General features: G+C 39.5%; 31 protein-coding genes. 28 read left to right on the top strand and 3 right to left on the bottom strand.

Features of this window, described 5'->3' with window-relative positions; genetic code table 11:
• The first annotated feature begins 220 nt into the window (after window positions 1-220).
• The 14 genes from alaS to mtnN all read left to right on the top strand — a co-directional run bounded on the left by alaS (window position 221) and on the right by mtnN (window position 12,183).
• Entirely contained in the window at window positions 221-2,881 is a 2,661-nt protein-coding gene (gene alaS, locus ACKVEV_RS09470; RefSeq protein ID WP_409370134.1) for an alanine--tRNA ligase, read from the top strand.
• An 87-nt stretch (window positions 2,882-2,968) separates the two neighbouring features.
• Window positions 2,969-3,235, top strand: a complete 267-nt coding sequence (locus tag ACKVEV_RS09465; protein ID WP_024363117.1) for an IreB family regulatory phosphoprotein — start codon at window positions 2,969-2,971, stop codon at window positions 3,233-3,235.
• Between the two features lie 2 nt (window positions 3,236-3,237).
• The gene (gene ruvX, locus ACKVEV_RS09460; RefSeq protein ID WP_024363116.1) at window positions 3,238-3,654 is read left to right on the top strand and encodes a Holliday junction resolvase RuvX; all 417 of its coding nucleotides are present in this window, start codon (window positions 3,238-3,240) and stop codon (window positions 3,652-3,654) included.
• 17 nt (window positions 3,655-3,671) lie between these two features.
• Window positions 3,672-3,980 (top strand): DUF1292 domain-containing protein, encoded by a 309-nt coding sequence (locus tag ACKVEV_RS09455; RefSeq protein WP_024363115.1) that lies wholly within the window; start codon window positions 3,672-3,674, stop codon window positions 3,978-3,980.
• Between the two features lie 127 nt (window positions 3,981-4,107).
• Entirely contained in the window at window positions 4,108-4,635 is a 528-nt protein-coding gene (locus ACKVEV_RS09450; RefSeq protein WP_409370133.1) for a DUF1292 domain-containing protein, read from the top strand.
• A gap of 108 nt (window positions 4,636-4,743) precedes the next feature.
• Window positions 4,744-4,962 carry a hypothetical protein gene (locus tag ACKVEV_RS09445; protein WP_409370132.1) on the top strand — a complete coding sequence of 73 codons (219 nt, stop codon included), beginning with the start codon at window positions 4,744-4,746 and terminating at the stop codon, window positions 4,960-4,962.
• A 32-nt stretch (window positions 4,963-4,994) separates the two neighbouring features.
• Complete coding sequence (gene mltG / locus ACKVEV_RS09440) at window positions 4,995-6,113, top strand: endolytic transglycosylase MltG (protein ID WP_409370131.1); 1,119 nt, start codon at window positions 4,995-4,997, stop codon at window positions 6,111-6,113.
• Between the two features lie 275 nt (window positions 6,114-6,388).
• Window positions 6,389-7,021 (top strand): O-methyltransferase, encoded by a 633-nt coding sequence (locus tag ACKVEV_RS09435; protein ID WP_409370130.1) that lies wholly within the window; start codon window positions 6,389-6,391, stop codon window positions 7,019-7,021.
• A 5-nt stretch (window positions 7,022-7,026) separates the two neighbouring features.
• Window positions 7,027-7,959, top strand: coding sequence for a peptidase U32 family protein (locus tag ACKVEV_RS09430; protein WP_409370129.1), 933 nt, complete (start codon window positions 7,027-7,029; stop codon window positions 7,957-7,959).
• 14 nt (window positions 7,960-7,973) lie between these two features.
• Window positions 7,974-9,254: a peptidase U32 family protein gene (locus ACKVEV_RS09425; RefSeq protein WP_409370128.1), complete on the top strand. Its 1,281-nt coding sequence runs from the start codon at window positions 7,974-7,976 to the stop codon at window positions 9,252-9,254.
• Window positions 9,254-9,892: a uridine kinase gene (udk, locus tag ACKVEV_RS09420; RefSeq protein WP_409370127.1), complete on the top strand. Its 639-nt coding sequence runs from the start codon at window positions 9,254-9,256 to the stop codon at window positions 9,890-9,892. Before ACKVEV_RS09425 ends, udk begins: the two co-directional genes overlap by 1 nt.
• Window positions 9,893-10,078: 186 nt before the next feature.
• The gene (greA, locus tag ACKVEV_RS09415) at window positions 10,079-10,567 is read left to right on the top strand and encodes a transcription elongation factor GreA (RefSeq protein WP_409370126.1); all 489 of its coding nucleotides are present in this window, start codon (window positions 10,079-10,081) and stop codon (window positions 10,565-10,567) included.
• A 108-nt stretch (window positions 10,568-10,675) separates the two neighbouring features.
• Window positions 10,676-11,338: a YrrS family protein gene (locus ACKVEV_RS09410; protein WP_409370125.1), complete on the top strand. Its 663-nt coding sequence runs from the start codon at window positions 10,676-10,678 to the stop codon at window positions 11,336-11,338.
• A gap of 152 nt (window positions 11,339-11,490) precedes the next feature.
• Window positions 11,491-12,183: a 5'-methylthioadenosine/S-adenosylhomocysteine nucleosidase gene (gene mtnN, locus ACKVEV_RS09405; protein WP_409370124.1), complete on the top strand. Its 693-nt coding sequence runs from the start codon at window positions 11,491-11,493 to the stop codon at window positions 12,181-12,183.
• A 394-nt stretch (window positions 12,184-12,577) separates the two neighbouring features.
• Here mtnN and sigK read toward each other — a convergent pair whose 3' ends face one another.
• Window positions 12,578-13,285, bottom strand: a complete 708-nt coding sequence (gene sigK / locus ACKVEV_RS09400; RefSeq protein WP_409370123.1) for an RNA polymerase sporulation sigma factor SigK — start codon at window positions 13,283-13,285, stop codon at window positions 12,578-12,580.
• A gap of 86 nt (window positions 13,286-13,371) precedes the next feature.
• Complete coding sequence (gene pssA, locus ACKVEV_RS09395; protein WP_402925623.1) at window positions 13,372-13,872, bottom strand: CDP-diacylglycerol--serine O-phosphatidyltransferase; 501 nt, start codon at window positions 13,870-13,872, stop codon at window positions 13,372-13,374.
• Between the two features lie 136 nt (window positions 13,873-14,008).
• Here pssA and ACKVEV_RS09390 point away from each other — a divergent pair, with 136 nt between their 5' ends.
• From ACKVEV_RS09390 to ACKVEV_RS09330, 13 genes are all read left to right on the top strand, one after another.
• Window positions 14,009-14,791, top strand: coding sequence for a phosphatidylserine decarboxylase (locus tag ACKVEV_RS09390; RefSeq protein WP_409370122.1), 783 nt, complete (start codon window positions 14,009-14,011; stop codon window positions 14,789-14,791).
• 33 nt (window positions 14,792-14,824) lie between these two features.
• Window positions 14,825-15,349, top strand: a complete 525-nt coding sequence (locus tag ACKVEV_RS09385; protein WP_409370529.1) for a YqeG family HAD IIIA-type phosphatase — start codon at window positions 14,825-14,827, stop codon at window positions 15,347-15,349.
• A complete protein-coding gene (gene yqeH / locus ACKVEV_RS09380) occupies window positions 15,346-16,449 on the top strand; it encodes a ribosome biogenesis GTPase YqeH (RefSeq protein ID WP_409370121.1) in 1,104 nt (367 codons plus the stop codon). Before ACKVEV_RS09385 ends, yqeH begins: the two co-directional genes overlap by 4 nt.
• A 174-nt stretch (window positions 16,450-16,623) precedes the next feature.
• A complete protein-coding gene (gene aroE, locus ACKVEV_RS09375; protein ID WP_409370120.1) occupies window positions 16,624-17,454 on the top strand; it encodes a shikimate dehydrogenase in 831 nt (276 codons plus the stop codon).
• A gap of 5 nt (window positions 17,455-17,459) precedes the next feature.
• Complete coding sequence (gene yhbY, locus ACKVEV_RS09370; RefSeq protein WP_409370119.1) at window positions 17,460-17,762, top strand: ribosome assembly RNA-binding protein YhbY; 303 nt, start codon at window positions 17,460-17,462, stop codon at window positions 17,760-17,762.
• A gap of 9 nt (window positions 17,763-17,771) precedes the next feature.
• Window positions 17,772-18,362 carry a nicotinate-nucleotide adenylyltransferase gene (locus tag ACKVEV_RS09365; protein WP_409370118.1) on the top strand — a complete coding sequence of 197 codons (591 nt, stop codon included), beginning with the start codon at window positions 17,772-17,774 and terminating at the stop codon, window positions 18,360-18,362.
• On the top strand, window positions 18,331-18,903 hold the full coding sequence (gene yqeK / locus ACKVEV_RS09360) for a bis(5'-nucleosyl)-tetraphosphatase (symmetrical) YqeK (RefSeq protein WP_409370117.1): 573 nt from the start codon (window positions 18,331-18,333) through the stop codon (window positions 18,901-18,903). The genes ACKVEV_RS09365 and yqeK overlap by 32 nt, the downstream gene beginning before the upstream one ends.
• Window positions 18,900-19,244 (top strand): ribosome silencing factor, encoded by a 345-nt coding sequence (rsfS, locus tag ACKVEV_RS09355; protein WP_340823538.1) that lies wholly within the window; start codon window positions 18,900-18,902, stop codon window positions 19,242-19,244. Before yqeK ends, rsfS begins: the two co-directional genes overlap by 4 nt.
• 1 nt (window position 19,245) lies before the next feature.
• Window positions 19,246-19,986: a class I SAM-dependent DNA methyltransferase gene (locus tag ACKVEV_RS09350; RefSeq protein ID WP_409370116.1), complete on the top strand. Its 741-nt coding sequence runs from the start codon at window positions 19,246-19,248 to the stop codon at window positions 19,984-19,986.
• A 185-nt stretch (window positions 19,987-20,171) separates the two neighbouring features.
• A complete protein-coding gene (locus ACKVEV_RS09345) occupies window positions 20,172-20,696 on the top strand; it encodes a GNAT family N-acetyltransferase (protein WP_409370115.1) in 525 nt (174 codons plus the stop codon).
• A 131-nt stretch (window positions 20,697-20,827) separates the two neighbouring features.
• Window positions 20,828-21,466: a helix-hairpin-helix domain-containing protein gene (locus ACKVEV_RS09340; protein WP_409370114.1), complete on the top strand. Its 639-nt coding sequence runs from the start codon at window positions 20,828-20,830 to the stop codon at window positions 21,464-21,466.
• Between the two features lie 114 nt (window positions 21,467-21,580).
• On the top strand, window positions 21,581-22,150 hold the full coding sequence (locus ACKVEV_RS09335) for a ComE operon protein 2 (RefSeq protein ID WP_409370113.1): 570 nt from the start codon (window positions 21,581-21,583) through the stop codon (window positions 22,148-22,150).
• 29 nt (window positions 22,151-22,179) lie between these two features.
• Window positions 22,180-24,438 carry a DNA internalization-related competence protein ComEC/Rec2 gene (locus ACKVEV_RS09330; protein ID WP_409370112.1) on the top strand — a complete coding sequence of 753 codons (2,259 nt, stop codon included), beginning with the start codon at window positions 22,180-22,182 and terminating at the stop codon, window positions 24,436-24,438.
• A 31-nt stretch (window positions 24,439-24,469) separates the two neighbouring features.
• On the opposite strand, the gene ACKVEV_RS09325 is transcribed toward ACKVEV_RS09330, so the two are convergent.
• Complete coding sequence (locus ACKVEV_RS09325) at window positions 24,470-24,607, bottom strand: YqzM family protein (RefSeq protein ID WP_409370111.1); 138 nt, start codon at window positions 24,605-24,607, stop codon at window positions 24,470-24,472.
• Window positions 24,608-24,775: 168 nt separating this feature from the next.
• Between ACKVEV_RS09325 and holA the strand changes: the two genes are divergently transcribed.
• Window positions 24,776-25,786 (top strand): DNA polymerase III subunit delta, encoded by a 1,011-nt coding sequence (gene holA, locus ACKVEV_RS09320; protein WP_409370110.1) that lies wholly within the window; start codon window positions 24,776-24,778, stop codon window positions 25,784-25,786.
• Window positions 25,787-25,802 lie beyond the last annotated feature (16 nt).

The following is a 25,802-nucleotide window of genomic DNA, read 5'->3' as shown; positions in this document are numbered from 1 at the left end:
TCACGTCAACAAGTGCCGAAAGCTACTCCAGAGTGCAGCTAATCCCTGCCGTTCACTTACGTTACAAGTGCTAAAGAGGTAAGTATGCAAATACTTACAACTAGGGTGGTACCGCGAGACAATACACAAAGTCCTCGTCCCTTTTTGGGATGAGGGCTTTTTTATGCGTATAAGCGGATTCATATCGTAAATATACACTATTAGAGGAGGAACTTTTCACATGAAAGCAGTAGAAATTCGCCGTATGTATTTAGAATTCTTTAAAGAAAAAGGACATCACCATGAACCGTCAGCACCTCTTGTGCCAATTAATGACCCTTCATTACTATGGATTAACTCAGGTGTAGCAACATTAAAACCTTATTTTGATGGTCGTATCATTCCTGAAAATCCACGTATTACCAATGCGCAAAAATCCATTCGTACAAACGATATCGAAAATGTAGGAAAGACAGCACGTCACCATACGTTTTTTGAAATGCTAGGGAACTTCTCTATTGGTGATTACTTCAAAAAAGAAGCCATTCACTATGCATGGGAATTTTTAACGGACAAAAAATGGATGGGCTTTGATCCTGAACTTTTATCGATTACGATTCATCCAGAAGACCAAGAAGCCTACGATGTTTGGCATAATGAAATCGGCATTCCTGAAGAACGTTTAATTCGTTTAGAAGGAAACTTCTGGGATATTGGAGAAGGTCCTTCTGGTCCTAACTCGGAAATTTTCTATGACCGTGGAGAAGAGTATGGCTCAGATGAAAATGATCCAGAAATGTATCCAGGTGGTGAAAACGAGCGTTATTTAGAAGTTTGGAACTTAGTGTTCTCTCAATTTAACCACAATCCAGATGGCACTTATACTCCATTACCAAAGCAAAATATTGATACAGGGATGGGTCTAGAACGTATCGTTTCAGTTGTACAAAATGTTCCGACAAACTTTGATACAGATTTATTTATGCCAATCATTGAAAAAATTGAACAATTTGCCAATCGAAAATACAAACGTCCTGGTGAAGTAGCGTTAAGTGAAATCTTCGGTTCAGAAGAAGATATTAATACACCATTCAAAGTCATTGCAGACCATATCCGTACTGTAGCATTTGCTATTGGTGATGGTGCACTTCCTTCAAATGAGGGCCGCGGTTATGTATTACGTCGTTTACTGCGTCGTGCAGTGCGTTATGCAAAACAAATTGGAATTGAAAAACCATTTATGTTTGAATTAGTACCGACAGTTGGTGACATTATGGTTGACTTCTACCCAGAAGTAACGGAAAAATGTGAATTTATCCAACGTGTGATTAAAAACGAGGAGATTCGTTTCCATGAAACATTAGATGGTGGTCTTGCCATCTTTAACGAAGTGGTGGAAGCACAAAAAGCAGCAGGACATGATGATATTCCGGGTGCAGATGCATTCCGTCTTTATGACACTTATGGCTTCCCGATTGAATTAACAGAAGAATATGCGGAAGAAGTAGGCATGAAAGTAGATCACGCAGGCTTTGAAGTGGCTATGAATGAGCAACGCGAGCGTGCGCGTGCAGCACGTCAAGATGTAGATTCAATGCAAGTACAAAATGAAGTGCTAGCAAACTTAACAGTTGCAAGTGAATTCGTTGGCTATGATACTTTATCCGTCGAAACAGAAGTAGCAGCAATGATTGTTAATGGACAAGTAGCGAAAGTTGCTTCAGAAGGACAAGAAGCGCTAGTCGTTTTAGCAAAAACGCCATTCTATGCTGAAATGGGTGGACAAATTGCAGATAGCGGTGTGATTGCTAATGACAGCTTTACGGCAATCGTTAAAGATGTGCAAAAAGCGCCAAATGGTCAACCGTTACACACTGTGCTAGTTGAATCAGGCGAAATGCATGTTGAAGATGCTGTGAAAGCTGTAGTTAATCGTGATGAGCGTAATTTAATCATTAAAAACCATACTGCAACGCATATTATGCAACGTGCATTAAAAGATATTTTAGGCGACCATGTAAATCAAGCAGGTTCATATGTTGGACCAGATCGTTTACGCTTTGACTTCTCTCACTTCGGTCAAGTAACAAAAGAAGAATTACAACAAATTGAACGTATCGTTAATGAAAAAGTGTGGGAAGATATTGAAGTCGTGATTGAAGAAAAAGCGATTGATGAAGCGAGAGCAATGGGTGCAATGGCATTATTCGGTGAGAAATACGGAGATATCGTGCGCGTCGTATCAATTGGTGATTATTCAATCGAACTTTGCGGTGGTCTTCACGTGAAACGTTCTTCTGAAATTGGCTTCTTTAAAATTGTTTCTGAAGGTGGTATTGGCGCAGGAACGCGTCGTATCGAGGCTGTTACAGGTAAAGTGGCATATGAGGCAGTGAAAGAAGAAGAGGCACTGTTAAATGATGCTGCAGCACTGTTAAAAGCAAATCCAAAAGATATTGTGACAAAAGTACATGCTTTACAAGCAGACTACAAAGAATTACAACGTGAAAATGAAGGATTGTCACAAAAAATTGCCAATGCACAAGCAGGCGCAATTGTCGATGCAGCACAAACATTTGGAGATGTCACAGTACTGTCAACAAAAGTTGAAGCAAAAGATAATAACCAACTGCGTCAAATGATGGATGACCTAAAAGGTAAAATGACAAAAGCGGTTGTTGTTTTAGGTGCTGTTGATGGCGAGAAAGTAATGTTATGTGCAGGTGTCACAAAAGATTTAGTTGGTGGCAATTACCATGCAGGAAATATTGTGAAAATGGTCGCGGAAGCTTGTGGCGGTAAAGGTGGCGGTCGTCCAGATATGGCGATGGCAGGTGCAAAAGATGCTTCAAAACTTGATGAAGCGCTACTTTCTGTGTATGATTACGTTAAATCCATTTAATTAATACGCAAAATCGGTTATAATAAAGAGAAATTGGAGATGAGCTTCTTTGCACATCTCCTTATTTCTGAAAGCGAGGTGCTGGTCATGAGTTCATTTGATCAAACGATGAAATTTAATTTTCCAGAAGAATCAATGGAACAGGAAGTCAAGCAGGTAATGTTGAAAGTACATTCTTCACTAGAGGAAAAGGGATATAATCCTATCAATCAGATTGTCGGTTACTTACTTTCTGGTGATCCGGCGTATATTCCTCGCCATCAGGATGCTCGTAATTTAATTCGCAAGCTAGAGCGTGACGAAATTCTAGAAGAGCTTGTTAAATTTTATATCAAAAAGAATAACGAGGGCTAGAAATGAGAATTATGGGATTAGACGTTGGGTCGAAAACAGTCGGTGTCGCAATTAGCGATGCGCTTGGCTGGACGGCTCAAGGTATTGAAACCGTAAAAATTGATGAAGCAAATGGCGAATTCGGCATCGACCGTATTGCTGAGCTAGTGAAGGAATATACTATCACTGAATTTGTTGTAGGATTCCCGAAAAACATGAATAATACGGTAGGACCGCGTGGCGAAGCTTCTGAAAACTATAAAAAGTTACTAGAAGAAACATTTTCGCTGCCGGTTAAGCTTTGGGATGAGCGTTTAACGACGATGGCTGCAGAGCGCATGCTTATCGAAGCGGACGTAAGTCGCAAAAAACGCAAGCAAGTCATTGATAAAATGGCGGCTGTGATGATTTTACAAGGCTATTTAGATAGCAAAAATTAATTAATGAGGTGGCAAACATGGCACACGAACACAACCATGAAGAAGAATTACATGTACAACATATTACAGTGATTGATGAAAACGGAAACGAGCAGCTTTGCGAAGTAATTCACGTACACGAGTCTCCTGAATTCGGCAAATCTTACGTATTTTACTCAATGGTAGGCGCTGAAGAAGATGAAGACGGCTCTGTAGAAATCTTCGTATCTTCATTTGTACCATCTGAAAACGGTGAAGATGGCGAATTAACACCGATTGAAACAGAAGCAGAGTGGGACATGGTAGAGGACGTTTTAAACGCTTTAGAGGACGAAGACGAAGAATAATTGTTTTCAATTTAGAGTGTAAGGAACAAGGATGGCACAAGCGGTCCTTGTTCTTTTTTTACGCCATCAACTTTACGTACTTAAGTAGTAATGAGGGAGCACATAGATACGAAAGGGAGGAATACAAATGAACGAAGAAACGCAAGAATTTATCATGATTGGTGAAAATGGTAAAGAGCAAACATGCCGTGTTGTTTTTACATTTGATGCGGAGGAAAAATCATATGTACTGTTTTCCCTAATCGATGAAAACGGCAATGAAATTCCTGGCGATATTTCAGCGATGACATTTGATTATGATGATAACAGCGGTGAAATGATTAATTTACAGCCTGTTGAAACAGAAAGTGAATGGGAAATGATTAATGAGGTTGTGCTGACACTTCTTGATGAATTCCAGGAAGAACCACAGCTTATTACGGTCACAAATGAGGATGGTACAGATCAGGTGTGCGAGGTCATTCATACATTTGCTTCTGAACAATTCGGTAAATCTTATGTACTTTATGTCGCTGTTTCAGACGAACCAATGGAAGAGCGAGATATTTTCGCTGCCCAGTATGTACCTGGATCAGATGGATCGATTGAAGATTTGCTTCCGATTGAAACGGATGAAGAATGGGATTTTGTCGAAGATATTTTAAATGAATTGTAAATAGGACAGTCTAAAGTATACTCGAAACCAAGCGAGTATACTTTTTTGATATGAAAATAAACCACGTGACGACTCTTAGGGGAACGTTTACCGTACAGGTGAACTAACATGCTAATAGTGATTGAGCAAGGACTAGTGTTGACAGTACGGCTTCTACCGGCGATTGGCTGGACGCTATTGGCGATTCGCATGGTTTTACCGGCGATTGTACGGATTCTACCAGCGTTTTGCACGATTTTATCAGCGATAGTTATGGACGAAAAATTTTTTATGTGTGCAAATTCCCTCGAATTATCATTTCTGTTTGTCGTAAAAGTTGATTTCTAGTATGATATTGAATAGTGATAGGGGGGAAACCCGTGGATAACGGTTCAAAGAAGCAAGAAATGTTTACAAAAATGCAGAAAAAAAAGTCTGAGGTAAAAGTCGTGAGAAAAATAGTAGCTATTATAGCCATTACGTTTGTCTTAGTATTTGGCATTATCGGATTAATGGGTTACAACTACGTAAAAAGCGCACTAAAACCAGTGGACCCAGATGCAACAAAAACCATTGCTGTGGAAGTACCAATTGGTTCTAGTTTAAGCTCGATTTCAGCTTTATTAGAGAAAAAGGGCGTTATTAAAGATGCAAAAGTCTTTAAATACTATGCAAAGTTTAAAAATGAATCACAATTCCAAGCAGGTAATTATGATTTAACACAAGCGATGACATTGGACGAGCTAATAGAAAGCTTAAAAACAGGGAAGGTGTATCGCGAACCGGTCTTTACAATGACAGTTCCAGAAGGTCTTACATTAGATCAAATTGGCAAAATCGTTGAAAAGAAAACGCCGTATACACAAAAAGAATTTATGGATTTAGTGACAAGTGAAGCATTTGTTCAAAAAATGATGGCCAATTATCCTGAACTTGTTACGGAAGCAGTTTTAGCGGACAATATTCGCTATGACCTAGAAGGATATTTATTCCCTGCAACATATTCGTATTTTGAAGAAAAACCTTCGTTAGAGTCAATCGCTGAAGAAATGGTAGCGGCGATGAATAATGTGGTGAAAGATTACAGTGAAGTGCTGGCAGAAAAACAAATGTCTGTCCATCAATTACTAACATTTGCTTCTTTATTAGAGGAAGAAGCAACAGCCCAAACAGATCGTGAAACAATCGCAAGCGTATTTTATAATCGTATTGAGCAAGGAATGCCATTACAAACAGACCCAACGGTTTTATATGCACTTGGTTCACATAAAGACCGCGTGTTATATGAAGATTTGGAAGTAGAAAATGCTTATAATACTTACAAAAACAAAGGCTTACCGCCAGGCCCTATTGCAGGTGCTGGAAAAACTTCGATTGAAGCCGCGTTAAATCCGAGCAAAACCGATTATCTTTATTTTTTAGCAGATAAAGAAGGAGTGAACCACTTCTCGAAAACATATGATGAGCATTTGCAAAAGAAAGCACAATATATTAAGTAGTTGTCAGTAATTTGAGGCGAAAAATAGCACAATAAAATGGGTAGAAGGAAAGAAAAATAGCTTTCCTTCTATTTTCGTGCTATTATAAATTGTGATTTTTAATCAATTAATACGTGGTGGCAATTGTTTCGTGCAATCGACAAACAATTGCTCATTTTTGTATGGCAAAGTACCAAGACATCACGTTTGGTCTTTTTCTTTTTGTAGGAAAGTGACGATGAAGTTTGGACAACGGGAGCGTGCTCGTTTCCTTTTAAATGAGGGTGAATTTTACAATGGAATTATCGGATGCATATATACAATCATTTATTCAACCACGTAATGACTTGCTTTTAGAAATGGAAGCATATGCGGAAGAAAATCATGTCCCAATTATGCAACTAGCTGGGATCGATGCACTTAATCAGTTGCTTCGTATTCAAAATCCGTCAAAAATATTAGAAATTGGCACAGCAATTGGCTACTCAGCAATCCGTATGGCAGATGCTTTGCCTAATGTGCATATTGTGACGATTGAACGTGATGAAGAGCGTGTGGCGAAAGCAAGAGCTTATATTGCACGATCATCAGTTGCAAATCGTATTACGGTCATAGAGGGTGACGCCTTAGAGGTAGATGATAAGGCCATTCACACAACGTTCGATGCGATTTTTATTGATGCAGCGAAGGGACAATATCAACGATTTTTCGAAAAATATGCCCCTCTTGTAAAATCCGGAGGCGTCTTGTATATCGATAATATGTATATGCATGGCTTGTCGGATTTGGACTTAAAGGATGTACCACGTCGCAAGCGGACAATGATTCGAAATTTAAAAAACTTTACCGATTGGATTATGCACCATCCTGACTATACAAGTGCATTTTTACCGGTCGGAGATGGCTTATTATTATGTTTGAAGAGGTGACGACTATGAAAAAACCTGAATTGCTTGTCACACCACAATCAGTGGACCATATAAAAGCATTGTTAACAGCTGGAGCAGATGCTTTTGTCATTGGGGAACAACAATTTGGTCTTCGTCTAGCAGGAGAATTTTCTGTCAGCGAAGTAGAAGAAGCAACGAAGATTATTCACGCAGCAGGCAAAAAGGTTTATGTTGCAGTGAATGCGCTTTTCCATAATGAGAAACTAGATGCATTAGGCGAATACTTAAAAGAAATGCAACGTATTGGTGTAGACCGTTTAATTTACGGTGACCCAGCCGTTATTATTGTGCGCCGTGAGCAAGGTGTAACCATTCCGTTACACTGGAACCCAGAAACAACAGCGACAAACTGGTTTACTGCTAACTACTGGGGCAAACGTGGTGCAACACGTGCTGTGCTTGCACGTGAGCTGTCATTAGAAGAGGTAATAGAAATTAAAGAACATGCGGAAGTAGAAGTGGAAGTACAAGTGCATGGCATGACATGTATGTTCCAATCAAAACGTCCGTTACTCGGTCATTATTTCCTATATCAAGATAAAGTGATGGCCATTGAAAATCGTCAAGAAAACCGTAACATGTTCCTACATGATGATGAGCGTAACAATAAGTATCCTATTTATGAGGATGCTAACGGTACGCATATTTTCAGTCCAAATGATATGTGCATTATTGATGAGCTGGGCGAGTTATTTGAAGCCGGCATCGATGCGCTCAAAATCGAAGGTGTTTTACAAACACCATCATATGTAGTGACAGTAACAGAAGCATATCGTCAAGCAATTGACACATATTTTGACGAATCTGAAGATGCATATGACGATATTAAAGATGATTTACTGGCTAAAATTGAAGAAATCCAGCCTACTATTCGACCACTCGATACGGGCTTTATCTTCAAAGAAACGGTTTACTAGGAGGTGGCAAGATCATGGCATTGGCATTAGAACAAAATGACAAAATTCGCGCAGTTGTTGACGGCAAGCGCGTTATTACAAAAAAACCAGAACTACTTGCCCCTGCAGGTAGCTTAGAAAAGTTAAAAGTAGCTGTTCACTATGGTGCAGACGCAGTATTTATTGGCGGTCGTGAATTTGGCCTTCGTTCAAATGCAGATAATTTCTCGATTGAGGATATGCGTGAAGGTGTAGAATTTGCCAATCAATACGGTGCAAAAATTTACGTGACAACGAATATTTTTGCCCATAACGAAAACATGGATGGCTTAGAGCAATACTTAAAAGATATCGAATCTGCAGGCGTTACGGGCATTATTGTTGCAGATCCGCTTATTATTGAAACATGTCGTACGGCTGCGCCGAAGCTTGAAATCCATCTTTCGACGCAACAGTCGCTATCCAACTGGAAAGCTGTGCAATATTGGAAAGAAGAAGGGTTACACCGAGTTGTATTAGCGCGTGAAGTTGGCGGCGAAGAAATGAAGCTAATGAAAGAAAAGGTCGATATTGAAATCGAAGCATTCGTTCATGGCGCGATGTGTATCGCCTATTCAGGTCGTTGTGTGTTATCAAACCATATGACAGCACGTGACTCCAATCGTGGTGGCTGCTGCCAATCTTGTCGTTGGGATTATGATCTTTACGAGCTAGAAGATGGTGAGGAAAAAGCACTTTTCGATGAGAATCATGCACCATTCGCCATGAGCCCGAAAGATTTAAAGTTAATTGAAGCGATTCCGCATATGATTGAGCTTGGCATTGACTCATTGAAAGTAGAAGGTCGTATGAAATCCATTCACTATGTGGCTACAGTTGTTTCTGTTTATCGCAAAGTGATTGACGCTTACTGTGCAGATCCTGAAAACTTTAAAATTAAACGGGAATGGTTAGAAGAGTTAGACAAATGTGCAAACCGTGAAGCAGCAGAGGCATTTTTCCATGATGCACCTGGTCACGAAGAGCAAATGTTTGGCGTGCATGGCCGTAAAACAACTTACGAGTTTGCCGGACTTATTTTAGACCATGATCCAGAGACAAAAATCGTGACGATGCAACAACGTAACTATTTTAAACCTGGTGATGAAGTAGAATTTTTTGGTCCCGAAATCGAAAACTTCCGCATTACAATGGGGGAAATTTGGGATGAGGACGGCAATAGTTTAGATGCGGCTCGTCATCCATTACAAATTGTTAAATTTAAATGTGAGACACCGCTTCAACCGCATAATATGATGCGAAAGGAGAATAATTAATGGCAATCAAGCGTCCAGTTGTCATCGGAATCGCTGGTGGTTCATGCTCGGGTAAAACGAGTGTGACACGTGCTATTTATGATGTTTTCCGCGACCATTCTGTCGTTGTAATTGAGCAAGATTATTACTACAAAGATCAAAGTCATTTAACATTTGAAGAACGTTTAGGAACGAATTATGATCATCCTTTAGCGTTCGATAATGATTTATTAATTGATCATATTAAAACATTATTAAAGCGTCAGCCTATCGATAAGCCTGTTTATGATTATGTACAGCATACACGTGCTGAAGAAGTTATCCATGTAGAGCCAGTAGATGTCATTATACTAGAAGGCATTTTAGTATTAGAGGATGCGGACTTACGTAATTTAATGGACATTAAATTATTTGTCGATACAGATTCTGATTTACGTATTATTCGTCGTATCCTTCGTGATATTAAAGAGCGTGGACGGACGACAGATTCTGTTATTGAGCAGTATTTATCCGCAGTGCGCCCAATGCATAATATGTTCATTGAACCGACTAAACGTTATGCTGATATCATTATTCCCGAAGGTGGAGAAAATGGTGTTGCCATTGATTTGATGGTAACGAAAATTAAAACTATTCTTGAAACTGACAACGTATTGTAATAAGATAGAGTGGTATTGACAATATTTACATGCATTTCAAAGCATATTTTTGTAAGGCATGCATACTATTAGGTCAAAGCGTATTTTGAAATGGATTAAAAATAATAAAATTCGATTAAGTGCATTTTCCTAAGCATTTGATCGAGTTTTATGTTTTTATATTGATGAAATAAGGAGTGAAGTACTTTGTCAAATGAAAAACAGTACCCAATGACAGCCGAGGGTAAACGAAAATTAGAAGAAGAATTAGTGAAATTAGAAACAGAAACACGTAAAGAAATCGTAGAGCGTATTAAAATTGCACGTGATTTCGGGGATCTTTCTGAAAACGCTGAGTACGATTCAGCAAAAGAAGAACAAGCCTTTTTAGAAGGTCGTATCTCTACATTAAAATCAATGATTCGCAACGCGGTCATTATTAGTGAAGATGAAACAGACAACAGTGTAGTTTCTCTTGGGAAAACGGTTACATTCGTTGAAATTATTGATGGTAAACCTGCTTCTGATGAAGAATCTTATACGATTGTCGGTTCAGCAGAGGCAGATCCAATGGAATTCCGTATCTCAAATGAATCACCAATTGCAAAAGGCTTACTTGGTAAAGCAGAAGGTGAAGAAGTAGCCGTACAAACACCTGGCGGCGAAATGAAAGTGAAAATTCTTTCTATTAAATAATTTAGTTGTACAAGCAGTTAGCTTTTCTTTCTTAAGAGAAGCTAACTGTTTTTATTTTGCAAGCGGTGTGGAACTTGATAGAATATTGGCTAGAGAGGGGGAGACTTCATGAGTGAACGACAAACACGAAGCAGTCGTCATTTGCAGCCATCTCGCAATAAAAAGCTAGATAAAATACTGAATGTTTTAATTGGTATTGTAATAATACTAATTGTTTTAACGGCAACGTATGTGTTTAAGTGGCAAGATGACGCACAAGATGATGTGAAAGAAGAACCGGTTCAGGAGCAAAAGAACGATGATGGTGACAAGGAACCTCCGAACAAGAATGATAGCTCAGATAAAGGCAATCAGCCAACAGAGGAAGAACAATCTGGGGAGGAAGACGAAACGTCACCAGAAGATCCGCAGCCTGAGCAAAATACGGCTGTAGAAACAACGTCAGACGATCCTATCGTGAATCGTGTCGTGACGGATAAAAACTGGAAACCAACCCCTACAACGCAAACCGGAGCCCATGTGTCATCGTATGATAGTTCATCTGTAGATTGGGCAGAAAAGCTGGCGACAGTTACAGCTGTTACCGGAATTACAAATGACAATATGATTGTTTGGCGCGTGCAAAATAATGGGGGCGCTAATAAGGCAATTGCAACGGTATCGACAAAAGATAAAAGTGAGATGTATCGTGTCAGCATGGAATGGATTGATAACGAAGGTTGGTTACCTGTGAAACTTGAGCAGTTGAATACTTTAGAAGGTGCCTATTGACGAAAGTAGCAGTTTTGATTATGTTTAACTTTATTGACTAAAAATAGTTCGCTTGAAGTTTTTGATTGTGAAGAGCGAGGTAAAAAACAGATGTCGATTTTGCGATGGCATCCGTCACGTAAGTAGGATACTAGAAGGGAAGAAATGAATTCATGAAAATCGCAGTTATCGGTGCAATGGAAGAAGAAGTAGAGTTATTACGTGCATCTTTGGAGGATGCGTCAAGTACAACCATTGCAGGTAGTGAGTACACAACAGGGACATATGAAGGAAAAGAAGTTGTTTTATTAAAAAGCGGCATTGGAAAAGTGAATGCGGCAATGTCGACAACTATACTATTGCATGAATTCAAACCAGATGTCGTAATTAATACAGGTTCTGCTGGAGGTTATGATGAGGCGTTAGAAGTAGGCGCAGTGGTTATTTCCGATGAAGTACGTCATCATGATGTTGATGTGACAATTTTCGGTTATGAAATTGGTCAAATGGCAGGTATGCCTGCAGCTTTCCAATCTGATGCAAAGTTAATGAAAGTGGCAGAAGAAGCAGTCAAAGCAGTTGGTGAGCATCAATATGGTATTGGTTTAATTTGTTCAGGCGATGCTTTTATGAATGATCCAGTACGTGTGGAAGCAGTGCGTCAACATTTTCCACAAATGAAAGCTGTTGAAATGGAAGCGGCCGCTGTTGCACAAGTATGCTATCAATTCGGTACACCATTCGTTGTTATTCGCGCATTATCGGATATTGCCGGAAAAGAATCGAATATTAGCTTTGATGAGTTCTTACCAGTAGCAGCGAAGCACTCTACACAAATTGTATTAAAGGCGATTTCATCCCTTTAAATCTACACGAAATAGACAAATTGAACTGTTTAAGCGTGAGAAAAATCACAGTCGTAACGGATGTGCAATGCTACAATGGCAATAATTAATGCTCTTCATTTAGATGGGAGGTTATTAGGATGCTATTGTTAACAGCAGGTGTTGTCATCATTACGATGTTAATCGGTACACTGATTTCGGCGGATCTATCAGATACGACGCTTTAATACCGTATAGAAAGCTCCTTTGAGGCTATGAAAGCTAAAAAGGAGCTTTTTATTGTGAAAGACACTACGAAGGATACACGGACACCGCTATGTGCTTTATAGGGCAATCAAAAGTAGTAGGGCGGAGGAAATAAAGCAAGTACGTCATTTTCTAGATTGAATTTTTATGAATAACACATTACAATAAATTACTCAATAGACTTTTGATCTCTTTTGTAAAATTGATAGAGTTTAATGAGTGCTCGCTTTTCAATGCGAGATACATAACTACGAGAAATATTTAATCGGGCAGCAATTTCTTTTTGTGTCAGGGCGTCGTGTTGATTTAAGCCATAGCGGAGTGTGACAATTTCAAGTTCACGGTCATCCAGCATATGCAAATATTGATACAATTGTGCAACATGCTCTTTATGTTCTAATTTTTCTGTTGCACTTTCTTCATCCATTTGTAGCATGTCACCTATTTGCAATGCATTGCCATCTTTGTCAGTGCCAACTGGTTCGAATAAAGATACATCCTTTTGTACTTTTTTTTGTGTCCGTAAGTGCATTAAAATTTCATTTTCGATACAGCGAGCTGCGTACGTAGCAAGACGTGTTTTTTTATCAGGGGTATAACTTTCAACAGCTTTCATAAGACCGATTGTACCAATGGAAATATAGTCATCGAGTTGCTCATGCTTTGGATGGAATTTCTTGACGACATGTGCAACAAGTCGCATATTGCGCTCGATTAAATCAAGACGCGCTTGCTCATCACCACCTAAAAATCGTTCAATACAAGCAGCTTCCTCTTCTTTAGAAAAGGGTTTATGGAATGTTTGCCCCTTTAAGTAACCGAACAAGGCTGGGATTTCAAACCATAACTGCAACATAGAAGTAAAAATTCCGCTCATTGAATGATTTCATCCTTTCCCCATTTTTCGACAGTATATGTTAAGAAACGGCGTTCAATGAAAAAAAGTGCAACAGCAAATTGCTGTTACACTTTTTTTAACGTAAATGTACTGATCATTAGTAACGCTAAAATGGGAAGAAAGAAAAGATAAAAAGCTGGGTGGAACGTATTCGACGCAAAATACGTTAATGTTAATAGTGTACCAGCAGCTGTAATCGGTAGCCCGGTAAAATAACCGTTTGCTTCACTAATATTGAAGCGAGCTAATCGCATCGCACCGCAGACGATATAAAGAACGGTCATCATCATGCCCGCGAAGCCAAAATCAACGAGGACAACTTCATACATTAATAATGCAGGTGCTACACCAAATGATATAATATCACTCATAGAATCTAACTGTTTACCTAACTCAGATACTTGTCCGAGTGCACGCGCTACTTTCCCATCATAACGATCGAGAAGAGCAGCAATAAAGATAAACAAGACACTATAGCTATAATATTCATGTAAAGTGGCCATAATAGCCGCGCCACCAAAAGACATATTACTAATTGTGATGAAGTTTGCTGCGTGCGATTTCATTTTCTTAACCGTCGTATCCACCAACTTGTGATAAAAAAACAAGGCGGATCACTCCTTTGCACTTAAGATATTGTACCATTATACTTCGGATGCGAAAAAATTGACAGTCTAATTTAATCGATAGGGGTTTTGCTTTATGAAAGAAAAACTATACCAACGCTTAATAGAATTAACGAATGGCAAACAATCTTCCCAGCTTTTACAAACGATTGCGAAAGCGAAGTGGAGTAAGCGAATCATTCCAAGCTACATGAAAATATACGATATTAACCTTGAAGAAGTTTCAAAAAAACCACAACAATTTTCAAGTTTACATGATTTTTTTACAAGAGAGCTTTTAACGGATGCCCGACCAGTTGATCAAAGTCCTTATGTCTATACGAGTCCAGTCGATGCAAAAGTAGAATCGTTTGGACGCATTGAATGGGATATGACATTTCTTGTGAAGGGTAAGCCTTATGCACTGGAAGATTTACTAGGAAATAAAGATCGTGCTGCGCAATATGCGGATGGACATTTTATCGTATTTTATTTAAGTCCTGCTGATTATCATCGTATCCATAGCCCGATTAATGGCACGGTTTTACGACAATATACACTTGGCCAAACATCTTTCCCGGTCAATCAGCTTGGCCTCACATACGGTAAAAAGCCAATTTCTCATAACTATCGTCTAGTAACGGAGTTAAAAGTGGCCAATGATCAACAAGTGGCCTTGATAAAAGTGGGGGCTACTTTTGTTAACTCTATCGTGCTGACAAACACGACAGCGCAATGGCAAAAGGGGCAAGAAGTCGGTTATTTTTCTTTTGGTTCAACAGTCGTTATGCTATTTGAAAAAGATGCCATAACATTTACGGACAATGTTGTACAAGGAAGTCCAATTCGCATGGGTGAAGCCTTTGCAAATATGCTATAATGGTCGAATAATACGTTTAGATTAGGGGTCGCTATTTTGTATAATTTTTTATTACCAGATGAATTTGTGACAAGCATTTTTGAAATTACACCAGAAAAGCTTCAGGAATTAGGCATTAAAGGAATTATTACTGATTTAGATAATACGCTTGTAGAATGGGATCGTGCTGATGCAACGGAAGAGCTCATTATTTGGCTACGTATTATGAAAGAAGCAGGTATTCGCATTATTATTGCATCGAATAATAAAGAAGCACGCGTAAAGCATTTTGCTGAGCCGCTTGATATTCCTTATATTCATAAAGCGAAAAAGCCTCTTCGTAATGCCTTTTACAGTGCCGTCATTCAATTAGGATTACGTCCAAATGAAGTAGTGATGGTAGGAGACCAATTACTAACTGATGTAATGGGCGCCAACCGTTTAGGACTGCATACTATTTTAGTAAAACCAGTTGCCCAATCGGACGGGCTCGTAACAAAATTTAATCGTTTCGTTGAGCGTCGTGTGTTCAATGATTTAAAACGTAAAGGAATAATTACTTGGGAGGAAAAAGAATGAACGAAATGCCAAATTGTATTGGCTGTGGTACGACAATTCAAACAGAAGATAAAACAGCAGTAGGGTACGCACCCCCATCATCATTAGAAAAAGACGTGGTCATTTGCCAACGTTGCTTCCGTTTGAAAAATTATAATGAAATTCAACCTGTGTCATTAACAGATGACGACTTTCTACGTATTTTAAATGGTCTTGGAACACAGCAAGGCTTAATCGTAAAAATCGTTGATATTTTTGACTTCAATGGTAGCTGGTTGCCAGGGCTGCATCGCTTTGTTGGCAATAACCCAGTACTATTAGTAGCAAATAAAGCTGATTTACTGCCAAAATCAGTAAAGCCGAAAAAGGTTATCAACTGGCTTAAACGTGAAGCGAAGGCACTAGGCCTGCAACCAATTGATGTGCTATTAGTTAGTGCACATAAAGGCAAAGGAATGGCTGAAGCGATGGAGGCGATTGATGAATATCGCAAAGGCCAAAACGTTTACGTAGTAGGTTGTACAAATGTTGGAAAATCCACGTTTATTAACCGCGTAATAAAACAAGCTACGGGTGAAGGTGAAGTCATTACTACTTCTCATTTCCCTGGTACTACATTGGATATGATTGAAATTCCACTCGATGATGGTAGTGCATTATATGATACACCTGGCATTATTAATCACCACCAAATGGCACATTATATCGATGCAAGTGAATTAAAATATATTATGCCCAAAAAAGAAATTAAACCGAAAGTATATCAGCAAAATGCGGGTCAATCGTTATTTATTGGTGCACTTGCACGTTTTGATTTTATACAAGGTGAACGTTCAGCATTTACAATCCATGTAGCCAATGATTTGCCAATCCACCGCACAAAGCTAGAAAAGGCAGATGCTTTATATGCTGAGCATAAAGGCGAACTACTTGCACCGCCAACAGCAGAATTTATCGACAAGCTACCAGAGTTAGTTCGTCATGAGTTTTCAATCAAAGAAGCCAAAACTGATGTCGTCTTTTCAGGTCTTGGTTGGATTACGGTACAGCATGCGAATGTGGTCATTGCTGCCTATGCTCCAAAAGGTGTACAAGTTTCCATTCGTCCATCACTAATTTAACGAGCTGCATCCTTCATGGCATTAACATGCAGGATGCATGTCCCGTTTAAGTAACAACATCTAACGCCTCCTGGACTATCACAGATTATAACAGGAGCACTGCTAAAAAAATCTGGCGGCTATCTATGTGAGGTTATTTCATGATAGAGATTAGAAGAGAAGAGGGTCTAGGACATGAAGAAGTGGTTTGCAGTAATTGGCGATCCGATTGAACATTCAAAATCACCAGCTATGCACAATAGTTGGTATGAAGAAATGGCTATCGACGCTACTTATATTCCAGTACATGTGACAACAGATCAGTTAGAGGCAGCTGTTGCTAGTTTTAAAACATTAGGTGCAAGCGGTTGGAATGTAACCATTCCACATAAAACGGCAATCATACCTTATTTAGATGAGCTAGATGAGTTAGCGCAAAAAATGGGTGCGGTCAATACCGTTGTACGCACACAAGACGGACGATTAAAAGGTTACAATACTGATGGGCTTGGTTTTGTGCGCTCACTAGAAGAAGCGGTCGGCAAATCCCATAAAGAAAAGTCTGTGCTTCTAATAGGGGCAGGCGGAGCAGCTCGTGGTATCGCCTTCGCTATGCAACAACAAGGGTACACGAATTTAACCATTGCCAATCGCACCGTTGCCAATGCACAAGCAATTATTAATGAATTAGGGACGGGTCGTGCGATTTCTTTAGAACAAGCAGAGGAATCGTTAGCTGATTATGGTATTTTAGTCCAAATGACGTCAGCCGGACTTGTGACGGGCGATTTTTCTATGCCGTTTTCATTGAATCGACTTACAAAAGGCGCAATTGTTGCAGATATTGTGTATAATCCATTAATGACGCCTTTTTTACAAGCGGCTGTGGAAAAAGGAGCGACTGTAGTAACAGGTCTTGGTATGTTCGTCCATCAAGGTGCGATTGCGTTCCAATACTGGCTCGATGAATATCCAAATACAAATTCAATGATTGCGCGCTTAAAAGCGCAATTAGGAGGACAATAATTTTTATGTTAACAGGTAAACAAAAGCGTTTTTTACGTGCAGAAGCACATCATTTAACACCGATTTTCCAAGTAGGAAAAGGCGGCGTGAATGACGAAATGACGAAGCAAATTCGTGAAGCATTAGAAGTACGTGAGCTTATTAAAGTGCGTATTTTAGATAACTGTGAAGATGATAAACATGAAGTGGCAGAGGCGCTTGCTAAAGGAGCACATGCTGAGCTTGTACAATTAATTGGTCTAACAGTTGTTTTATATAAAGAATCACGTAACAATAAAAAAATTATGTTACCAAAAGCAGCGAAATAAGGTGAAACGATGAAGAAGGTCGGTTTACTTGGCGGTACGTTTAATCCACCCCATATTGGGCACCTAATGATGGCAAACGAAGTATTTCATGCATTGGAATTAGATGAAGTACGTTTTTTGCCAAATGCATTGCCACCTCATAAACAAGCTCCACATGATGCGAGTGATGCGAAACGTTTAGAAATGGTGGGTCTTGCCATTCAACCGTATAAGCATTTTCGGGTCGAGTCGTATGAGGTGGATAAGGGAGGCGTATCCTATTCCTATAACACACTAGCTGCATTATGTGAAAGGGAGCCTACCGTTCAGTTTTACTTTATCATTGGTGGGGATATGATTGATTCACTCCATACGTGGTATCGTATTGACGAGTTAGTGAAGCTTGTGCAATTTGTTGGCGTAAAACGTCCAAGAACAGAAGCCCGTACGGAGTACCCTGTATTAATGGTGGAAGTACCCCAAATCGATTTATCGTCTACACTGATTCGTGACCGCCTTGCTACTGGTAGAACGGTAACTTTTTTACTGCCAGAAGCGGTAGAGACGTTTATACGAGAGGAAGGTCTTTATGGAACGCGAACAGTATCTAGCAGCGATTAAAACACGCATGCCTGAGAAACGTTATATCCATACACTGGGTGTAATGGAAACAGCCATTGCATTAGCAAACATCTATGGTGAGGACGAAAAGAAAGCTGAAACAGCAGCCATTCTCCATGATATTGCCAAATATGCTGATATCGACTGGATGGAGCAAATCGTTCAACAACAAAAATTAGATCAACAGCTGCTTGGCTGGGGTAGCGAATTACTACATGGTCCAGTTGGTGCGTATATTGCTGAAAGTGAGTTTGGTATTACGGATGAGGATCTATTAAATGCCATCCGTTTCCATACGACAGGACGTGTAGCAATGAGTCGTTTAGAAAAAATAATTTTTGTCGCAGATATGATTGAACCGAATCGAAAATTTGATGGTGTAGAACGTCTGCGCAAAAAAGCGCACAAAGATTTAGATAAGGCAATGAGTGCCTGCATACGTCATACATTAGCATTTTTAATTGAAACGAAGCAGGCTATTTATCCGTTATCTATAGCATGTTACAACGATATGATGAAAAGAGAGGACAGTGAAGGATGACTTCAACTTTATTACAAGCAGCTTACAAAGCAATCGACGACAAACATGGTGAGGATATTGTCGTTTTAAATATGCAAGGTATTTCACTTTTAGCAGATTACTTCATCATTGCGCACGGGAATTCAGATCGCCAAGTTCAGGCAATTGCGCGCGAATTACAAGATGTAGCAGTGAAAGAGGGGCATGAAATCCGTCGCGTGGAAGGTTTCGATGGCGCACGTTGGATTTTAGTAGACCTTGGCGATGTTGTAGCACATGTATTCCACAAGGATGAGCGTGCTTATTATAACCTAGAACGTCTATGGGGCGACGCACCGCAATTAGACGTGCCAGAGGCGTAAGTTGAGTAGCTATGAACGTTTTGCGCATGTATACGATGAGCTTCAAACGGATATTCCATACAATCGTTATGTGGAATGGATTGAGCAACATGCGCCAAGCGAACATTTCCCGAAGCTTTTAGATATTGGCTGTGGCACAGGCGTACTTGGTCTTTTGTTAGCCAATGCTGGCTATAAGGTAAGTGGCATTGATTTGTCAGAAGATATGCTGGCTATCGCTGCAGAACGTTTTACAGAGGCAGGTTTACAAGTGCCGCTATTTTGCATGTCGATGCATGAATTGGATGGCTTTGAGGCCCTGGATGTCGTAACAATTGCCATTGATTCACTCAACTATGTGATGGAAGAGGCCGCTGTTTACGCCACGTTAGAACGTATTTTTCATTCTTTACGTCATGGTGGTCAACTATTTTTTGATGTCCATTCATTATATAAAATGGATGAGATTTTTTTAGACGGACCCTTTACGTATGATGATGAAGATATTAGCTACGTATGGCATACAGAGCTAGGGGACTATGACCATTCAGTTGTTCATCAAATGACATTTTATGTTCGAGATGCAGCAAGCAATTTGTATGAGCGTTTTGATGAGGAACATAACCAACGTACATTCCCAATTGAGCAATATATGGCATGGCTTCGTTACATTGGCTTTACAGACGTAGAAGTGACAGCAGATTTTACAGAAGAAGCACCTGAGTATGAAAGTGAACGCATTTTTATACGTGCGGTGAAATAATCAAATAATATGAAACTTGAAAGCAAACAAGCTGTTTGCCTCAAGATTTCAGACAAGGAGTTCGGCATAATGCCGGACTTTTTTTTGTCCATTTCTTTCTAGCAAAGTATTGTGAACCATCGTCTTTAACCGTATGATGGAGATAGATATTCCATAAAAAGTAAAATGAGAAAAGAGGCGTAGCAATGGAATTTAAACTTTTTTTAAATGAAGTCGACGAATTGAAAGCATTCATGTTAACGAACAGCTGGGATTATCATATTCATAAAAATATGAAAGAAGAAACCGTTCAACTTTTGGTTGAGGAGGGCTATTATCAAAACGGAAGAGAAACATACTGGATTATTGACAACAATCTAAAAATCGGCCTTATTTGTATTGAAGATATCGAAGATTCCATCGTATCATTCGATTTAAGATTAGATGCAACGTATAGGGGGCAAGGCTATGGCCATTATGCACTTCGCTGGCTGCAACAGTATCTTTTTGGAGAAAAAAATAAAATTCGTATTGAAGGATATACAAGAGCTGACAACTTAAGCATGCGTAAATGTTTTACGAAAGCGGGTTTTGTCAAAGAAGGATACTTAAGAAATGCGTGGGAAAATGCCGATGGTAGTGTTACAGATAGCGTGCTTTATAGCGCCATTCAATCAGATTGGCAAAACAAAACTACTACCGCGATTAAACTGGATGACTTGGCATTTTAAAATCGCTCTTACAGTAGGGGGCGTGCTATTTTTATCACGAATGACAGCATATAACTTTTCAATAAAAGCATGATAGTATATGATAAAATTAACTCCATATGATTGACCTTTTGCAATGAAAGGGTGGTACAATGATCCAATCTTTATGGCAAAAGTATAGAAAAAGTGTGCTGCTCCCTAGCATACTTGGCATCAGTGGACTTTGTTACTTCTATTTTTCGAGTTTTGACTCTTCACCTCCCCAAGAAGAGCTCATCGAAACAATCCAACCTACAGAACAACTAGCAATAACAGAACCTGCCAAAGAAGAAGCGGTCGTACAGCAGGTACTAATTGATATAAAAGGTGCAGTTTTGCATCCAGGTGTCTATGCACTTCAGCCCGAACAACGCATTATTGACGCAGTACAGCTTGCAGGCGGTTATAGTGAGGATGCTGATACACGTCTTATTAACCATGCCCAAAAGGTACAAGATGAAATGGTAATTTATATACCTGTCAAAGGTGAAAACCTTGAAGAAGGAATGGCTCATATTCAGTTTGCCACATTTGGTGATAGCAATAAGGCAACGAATAATAAGGTCAATGTCAATAAAGCCGATGATAAGGAACTGACCACTTTAGCAGGTATTGGCCCATCTAAAGCGCAAAGTATTATTGCATATCGTGAGGAAAATGGGAATTTTCAAACGATAGAGGATGTCAAAAAAGTGGCAGGCATTGGTGAAAAAACATTTGAAAAACTGAAGGATTCAATTACAGTCAACTAAATTAGCATGTGTTGTTGACGACCCTTTTCCAAAAGGGCTACACTATAGTAGAAAAGTGACTGCTGCAGCGATGCACAGTTTGTTCATTATGGAATTAATTATGGAGGTAGTCATATGGAGCGTATTACTTGGGATCAATTTTTTATGGCACAAAGCCATTTACTCGCGTTACGTAGTACTTGTACAAGACTGGCAGTCGGTGCAACGGTTGTACGGGATAAGCGAATTATAGCAGGAGGATATAACGGCTCGATTACAGGTGATGAACATTGTATTGAAGAGGGTTGTTATGTTGTCGATAATCATTGTGTACGCACGGTGCATGCTGAAATGAATGCACTTTTACAATGCGCCAAGTATGGCACACCGACAAAAGGTGCGGACTTGTATGTGACACATTTCCCTTGTCTACCATGTACAAAATCCATTATTCAGGCAGGAATTGAGCGAGTTTATTATGCTACGGATTATAAAAATAATGCATATGCGCAAGAATTATTTAAAAAAGCAGGCGTAGAAGTGTTGCATGTACCTTTTGATGAGCGCAAAATTGATTTTTTAAGAAATGAAAAATTAGACTTGTACATAGACATGTTAAATGCGTTACGTGAAAGTGGTATGCCGGCTGAAAAATTGCTCCCTTATGAACAGAAGGTGAGTGCATTATTTGGCAAAATGCAATAAAGCATAAATGGATATATGTAGCGCTTGCTGTGCTTGTTGCCTCCTTAGCGGCACATAACACAGCTTGGCTACTTGTTTGTTTGCTGTTGTTAGCTTCATGGCTTACTTTAAAAGGTGAGACATTCATCCTTTCAGCACTCGTTATTAGTGCTGGACTTCTTACTTTCTTCTTTTTTACTACTATTCGTTTGACGGAACCTTCCCCTTTACCGTCAACTTTTCAATTAACTTGGACGAGCGACTATACAATTAATGGACAGCGGCTTAGTGGATTCGCAAAAACCGCGTCAGGTGAAAAATTCTATGTCCTGTATACGTTATCTTCAGAGCAAGAAAAACATTATTATGAAACAACATCGTTTGCAGGGTTTACTTATCGTGTTCAAGGTCAATTGGTTACACCTAATCCACCAGCCCATTCATATGCTTTTTCCTTTGAAAAATATTTAGTGAGCAAAGGTGCAAAGGGCATAGTGGAAGTGACAAGCTGGTCGTTGTTATCAAAAGAAAAAACAATTGGTGCAGTACTGGCAAAGTATAGATTGCACTTAAAAAAACATATTGAGACAGCGTTTCCCCCATCGCTTGTAGCAGAAGCACAGGCGCTGCTTATCGGTGTACGGGATCATGTCGATGATGAGCTCCAGCGGGCCTATCAAAAGCTTGGTATTACACATTTATTCGCCATTTCTGGCTTACATGTAGCATTCGTATCATGGTTGTTTTATGAGGGGTTACTACGATTAGGTATGCGCAAAGAAATAGCGACCATTGTCTTACTCATTGCGTTACCTATGTATGCGGTGCTAGCGGGTGGTGCGCCGTCTGTAGTTCGTGCAGTTACTGTTGTCGAACTGGTCATGATAATGCGTTTTACAAGGTTGCGGATGCCAGTAGATGATGCACTAGCAATCAGCTTTATTGGCTTTGTATTACTTGAGCCAGGCGTTATTTTTCAGATTGGCTTCCAGTTATCCTATTTGGCAACGGCTAGTCTTATCTACTCAAAGGTCATTTTGCAAAACCGACATTGGGTAAACAAATCATTATTTATTACTTTTGTATGCCAACTAATGGTTTATCCGCTATTGCTGTATCATTTTTATGAACTATCCATTTCTTCATTTTTAGCAAACATTGTTTTTGTGCCGTTATTTTCATTGATCGTTCTACCAATGAATATGATTTTGCTCATCATCACAATGCTCTCCAAACCTTTAGCGCAACCATTTTTTGAAATATATGAACCGTTGCGTACTTGGCTAACGGAGGCAATCTTATTTTTACAAGCATTACCGTTGCAACTATGGTCGCCTGGGAAACCGGCATTATGGCTCGTTTGTGTGGCATTTATTAGCGTGCTAGTGAGCTTCTATTTTTTAGAGGCAAGACATTATGGTAAAGTCGCTATTGCTTTACTTATACCTGCCCTTTGTATTCATATTGCACCGATGCTCTATAACGAAACGAAGCTAACATTTTTGAATGTAGGGCAAGGCGATTGTACAGTTATTGAATTACCGTTTAGAAGGGCCGTATACGTCGTTGATACTGGCGGTGTATTGCGACTTAGGCAAGAGGCTTGGCAGGCCTCAAATCGGCCGTATGAGGTCGGCAGACAGGTTGTCGTACCGTTTTTAAAAGGAAAAGGTATTCGACAGGTAGATGTTTTGCTTGTGACCCATCCAGATGCCGACCATGTAGAGGGAGCTGAGGAAGTAATGGAGGAGATTCGGGTGCGTGAAATCCATGTGACACCTGGCTCTCTCGAGACACCAGCAATGCAAGATTTATTAGCAGAAGCGAAGAAACAAAAAATAGCTGTAAAAGAAAAAATGGAAGGTACGTCGTGGCGTGTTGGATCTGTAAATTTCCACTATTTATCACCCCGAGATACCCATTATGAGGGCAATAACGATTCCATTGTATTATTTATGCAGCAAGGAATGTTTCGTGCACTATTAACGGGCGATTTAGAAGAAGCGGGCGAACGACAGCTACTAACGCAATATGGACACCAATTAGCCAATATAACGGTATTAAAGGCAGGGCATCATGGCAGTAAAACGTCCAGTAGTGAGCCATTTGTAGAGCTCCTACAACCTAAATTAACGATTTTTAGTGCAGGACGTAACAATCGCTATCATCACCCGCATAAAGTCGTTGTCGAACGTTTTAGGCAGCGTCAATTAGCGACGAAAATAACCGGTGTAGATGGTACGATTGAAGTAGTGTTTGGTGGGGATTATTGGTATGCTCAGACAGAAAAAGACCTTGTCCACAAGTGAACAAGGTCTTTTCATTGGTTTTAAAGGTAGCTTACATGCTTACGAAGTCTACTATTACTGCGATGATGAACATAACAGTGAAGACCCCAAAAGATACGCCGAAACCAATGCCTGAATCGATCGCATCGTTACGTTTACATTGTATATTATTACCTTCAAATGGATTCATTGTCATCCCTCCAATTCTGTTATTTATTATAAGACATCGTTTTCATAAAAGCTATATCGAAAAGATGAATTACCAACTATGGCAAGGAATGGACACAATTTAGCTCGACGTCACAATGGAAACTAAATCATGTATACTAGTAGTATTGCTATATGGAGGTAAAATATTATGATTTCTACGGTTTGGAACAAAATAAAAAAAGGTGAGCTGGCGCCAGTGTATTTAATTATTGGTGAGGAAAGCTATTTTATAGATGAAACAGTTAAGCGTTTAAAAGATGCGCTTGGGACAGATGAAGAAATCGAAATGAGTACTTTTGATTTGGAAGAAATGCCAGTGGATGTTGTGATGGATGAAGCGGATACCATCCCATTTTTTTCAGAGCGTAAACTTGTCATTGCTAAAAATGCATCGTTTCTAAAGGCGACTGAAAAAGGGAAGGAAAAAATCGACCATGATGTGAAACGTTTGGAGGCATGGCTAGCCAACCCTTCCGATTTTTCGGTAACAGTGTTTATTGCGCCATATGAAAAACTAGATGAACGCAAAAAAGTGACAAAAATGATGAAAGAGCAAGCGTTTGTCGTCCAAGCAGAAACGCCGAAAGAGCAAGATTTGGCTGTATGGATTCAAGGGCTTGTCAACGCCCAAGGCAATACAATTACGCAAAGTGCTATTGAGCAACTTGTCTCAATGGTTGGGTCCAACATGTTACAACTACAGATGGAAATTGAAAAACTGTCTTTATACGTTGGAGAAGGCGGAGAAATTACAACGACGTTAGTCGAGGATTTAGTGGCAAAAACACTTGAACAAGATGCCTTTAAAATGTTAAATGCCTATTTTGCAAATGACCCTGTTGCCGCATTGTCGATTTACCATGATTTATTGCGCCAAAAACAAGAGCCCATCATGCTCGTTGGGCTTCTTGCTTCAAATGTGCGGACGATGTCGAATGTTTTTTACTTGCTGAAAAAAGGCTATCACCCACAGCAAATTGCTAAAAATTTAAAAATCCATCCTTATCGCGTCAAGCTGATGGTGGAGCAGCGCAACCGTCCATCTGAAGAAAGTTTACTAAAGGCTTTATATCAATTGGCGCAGGTTGATTTACAGTTAAAAACAACTGGAGGCAATCGTGAGCGCTATCTAGAACTATTTTTACTACGACAGCTGTAAAAAATATTAACTAGTG

The sequence above is a fragment of the Lysinibacillus sp. 38-6 genome (assembly GCF_046245175.1).
Lineage (GTDB): Bacteria > Bacillota > Bacilli > Bacillales_A > Planococcaceae > Lysinibacillus.
This window is presented reverse-complemented; position numbering and strand designations above follow the sequence as displayed.

Coding starts and splice junctions, on each gene's coding strand:
- alaS (WP_409370134.1), top strand. CDS start 221: ATGAAAGCAGTAGAAATTCGCCGTATGTATTTAGAATTCTTTAAAGAA.
- ACKVEV_RS09465 (WP_024363117.1), top strand. CDS start 2,969: ATGAGTTCATTTGATCAAACGATGAAATTTAATTTTCCAGAAGAATCA.
- ruvX (WP_024363116.1), top strand. CDS start 3,238: ATGAGAATTATGGGATTAGACGTTGGGTCGAAAACAGTCGGTGTCGCA.
- ACKVEV_RS09455 (WP_024363115.1), top strand. CDS start 3,672: ATGGCACACGAACACAACCATGAAGAAGAATTACATGTACAACATATT.
- ACKVEV_RS09450 (WP_409370133.1), top strand. CDS start 4,108: ATGAACGAAGAAACGCAAGAATTTATCATGATTGGTGAAAATGGTAAA.
- ACKVEV_RS09445 (WP_409370132.1), top strand. CDS start 4,744: ATGCTAATAGTGATTGAGCAAGGACTAGTGTTGACAGTACGGCTTCTA.
- ACKVEV_RS09435 (WP_409370130.1), top strand. CDS start 6,389: ATGGAATTATCGGATGCATATATACAATCATTTATTCAACCACGTAAT.
- ACKVEV_RS09430 (WP_409370129.1), top strand. CDS start 7,027: ATGAAAAAACCTGAATTGCTTGTCACACCACAATCAGTGGACCATATA.
- ACKVEV_RS09425 (WP_409370128.1), top strand. CDS start 7,974: ATGGCATTGGCATTAGAACAAAATGACAAAATTCGCGCAGTTGTTGAC.
- udk (WP_409370127.1), top strand. CDS start 9,254: ATGGCAATCAAGCGTCCAGTTGTCATCGGAATCGCTGGTGGTTCATGC.
- ACKVEV_RS09410 (WP_409370125.1), top strand. CDS start 10,676: ATGAGTGAACGACAAACACGAAGCAGTCGTCATTTGCAGCCATCTCGC.
- mtnN (WP_409370124.1), top strand. CDS start 11,491: ATGAAAATCGCAGTTATCGGTGCAATGGAAGAAGAAGTAGAGTTATTA.
- sigK (WP_409370123.1), bottom strand. CDS start 13,285: ATGAGCGGAATTTTTACTTCTATGTTGCAGTTATGGTTTGAAATCCCA.
- pssA (WP_402925623.1), bottom strand. CDS start 13,872: ATGAAATCGCACGCAGCAAACTTCATCACAATTAGTAATATGTCTTTT.
- ACKVEV_RS09390 (WP_409370122.1), top strand. CDS start 14,009: ATGAAAGAAAAACTATACCAACGCTTAATAGAATTAACGAATGGCAAA.
- yqeH (WP_409370121.1), top strand. CDS start 15,346: ATGAACGAAATGCCAAATTGTATTGGCTGTGGTACGACAATTCAAACA.
- aroE (WP_409370120.1), top strand. CDS start 16,624: ATGAAGAAGTGGTTTGCAGTAATTGGCGATCCGATTGAACATTCAAAA.
- yhbY (WP_409370119.1), top strand. CDS start 17,460: ATGTTAACAGGTAAACAAAAGCGTTTTTTACGTGCAGAAGCACATCAT.
- ACKVEV_RS09365 (WP_409370118.1), top strand. CDS start 17,772: ATGAAGAAGGTCGGTTTACTTGGCGGTACGTTTAATCCACCCCATATT.
- yqeK (WP_409370117.1), top strand. CDS start 18,331: ATGGAACGCGAACAGTATCTAGCAGCGATTAAAACACGCATGCCTGAG.
- rsfS (WP_340823538.1), top strand. CDS start 18,900: ATGACTTCAACTTTATTACAAGCAGCTTACAAAGCAATCGACGACAAA.
- ACKVEV_RS09345 (WP_409370115.1), top strand. CDS start 20,172: ATGGAATTTAAACTTTTTTTAAATGAAGTCGACGAATTGAAAGCATTC.
- ACKVEV_RS09340 (WP_409370114.1), top strand. CDS start 20,828: ATGATCCAATCTTTATGGCAAAAGTATAGAAAAAGTGTGCTGCTCCCT.
- ACKVEV_RS09335 (WP_409370113.1), top strand. CDS start 21,581: ATGGAGCGTATTACTTGGGATCAATTTTTTATGGCACAAAGCCATTTA.
- ACKVEV_RS09325 (WP_409370111.1), bottom strand. CDS start 24,607: ATGAATCCATTTGAAGGTAATAATATACAATGTAAACGTAACGATGCG.
- holA (WP_409370110.1), top strand. CDS start 24,776: ATGATTTCTACGGTTTGGAACAAAATAAAAAAAGGTGAGCTGGCGCCA.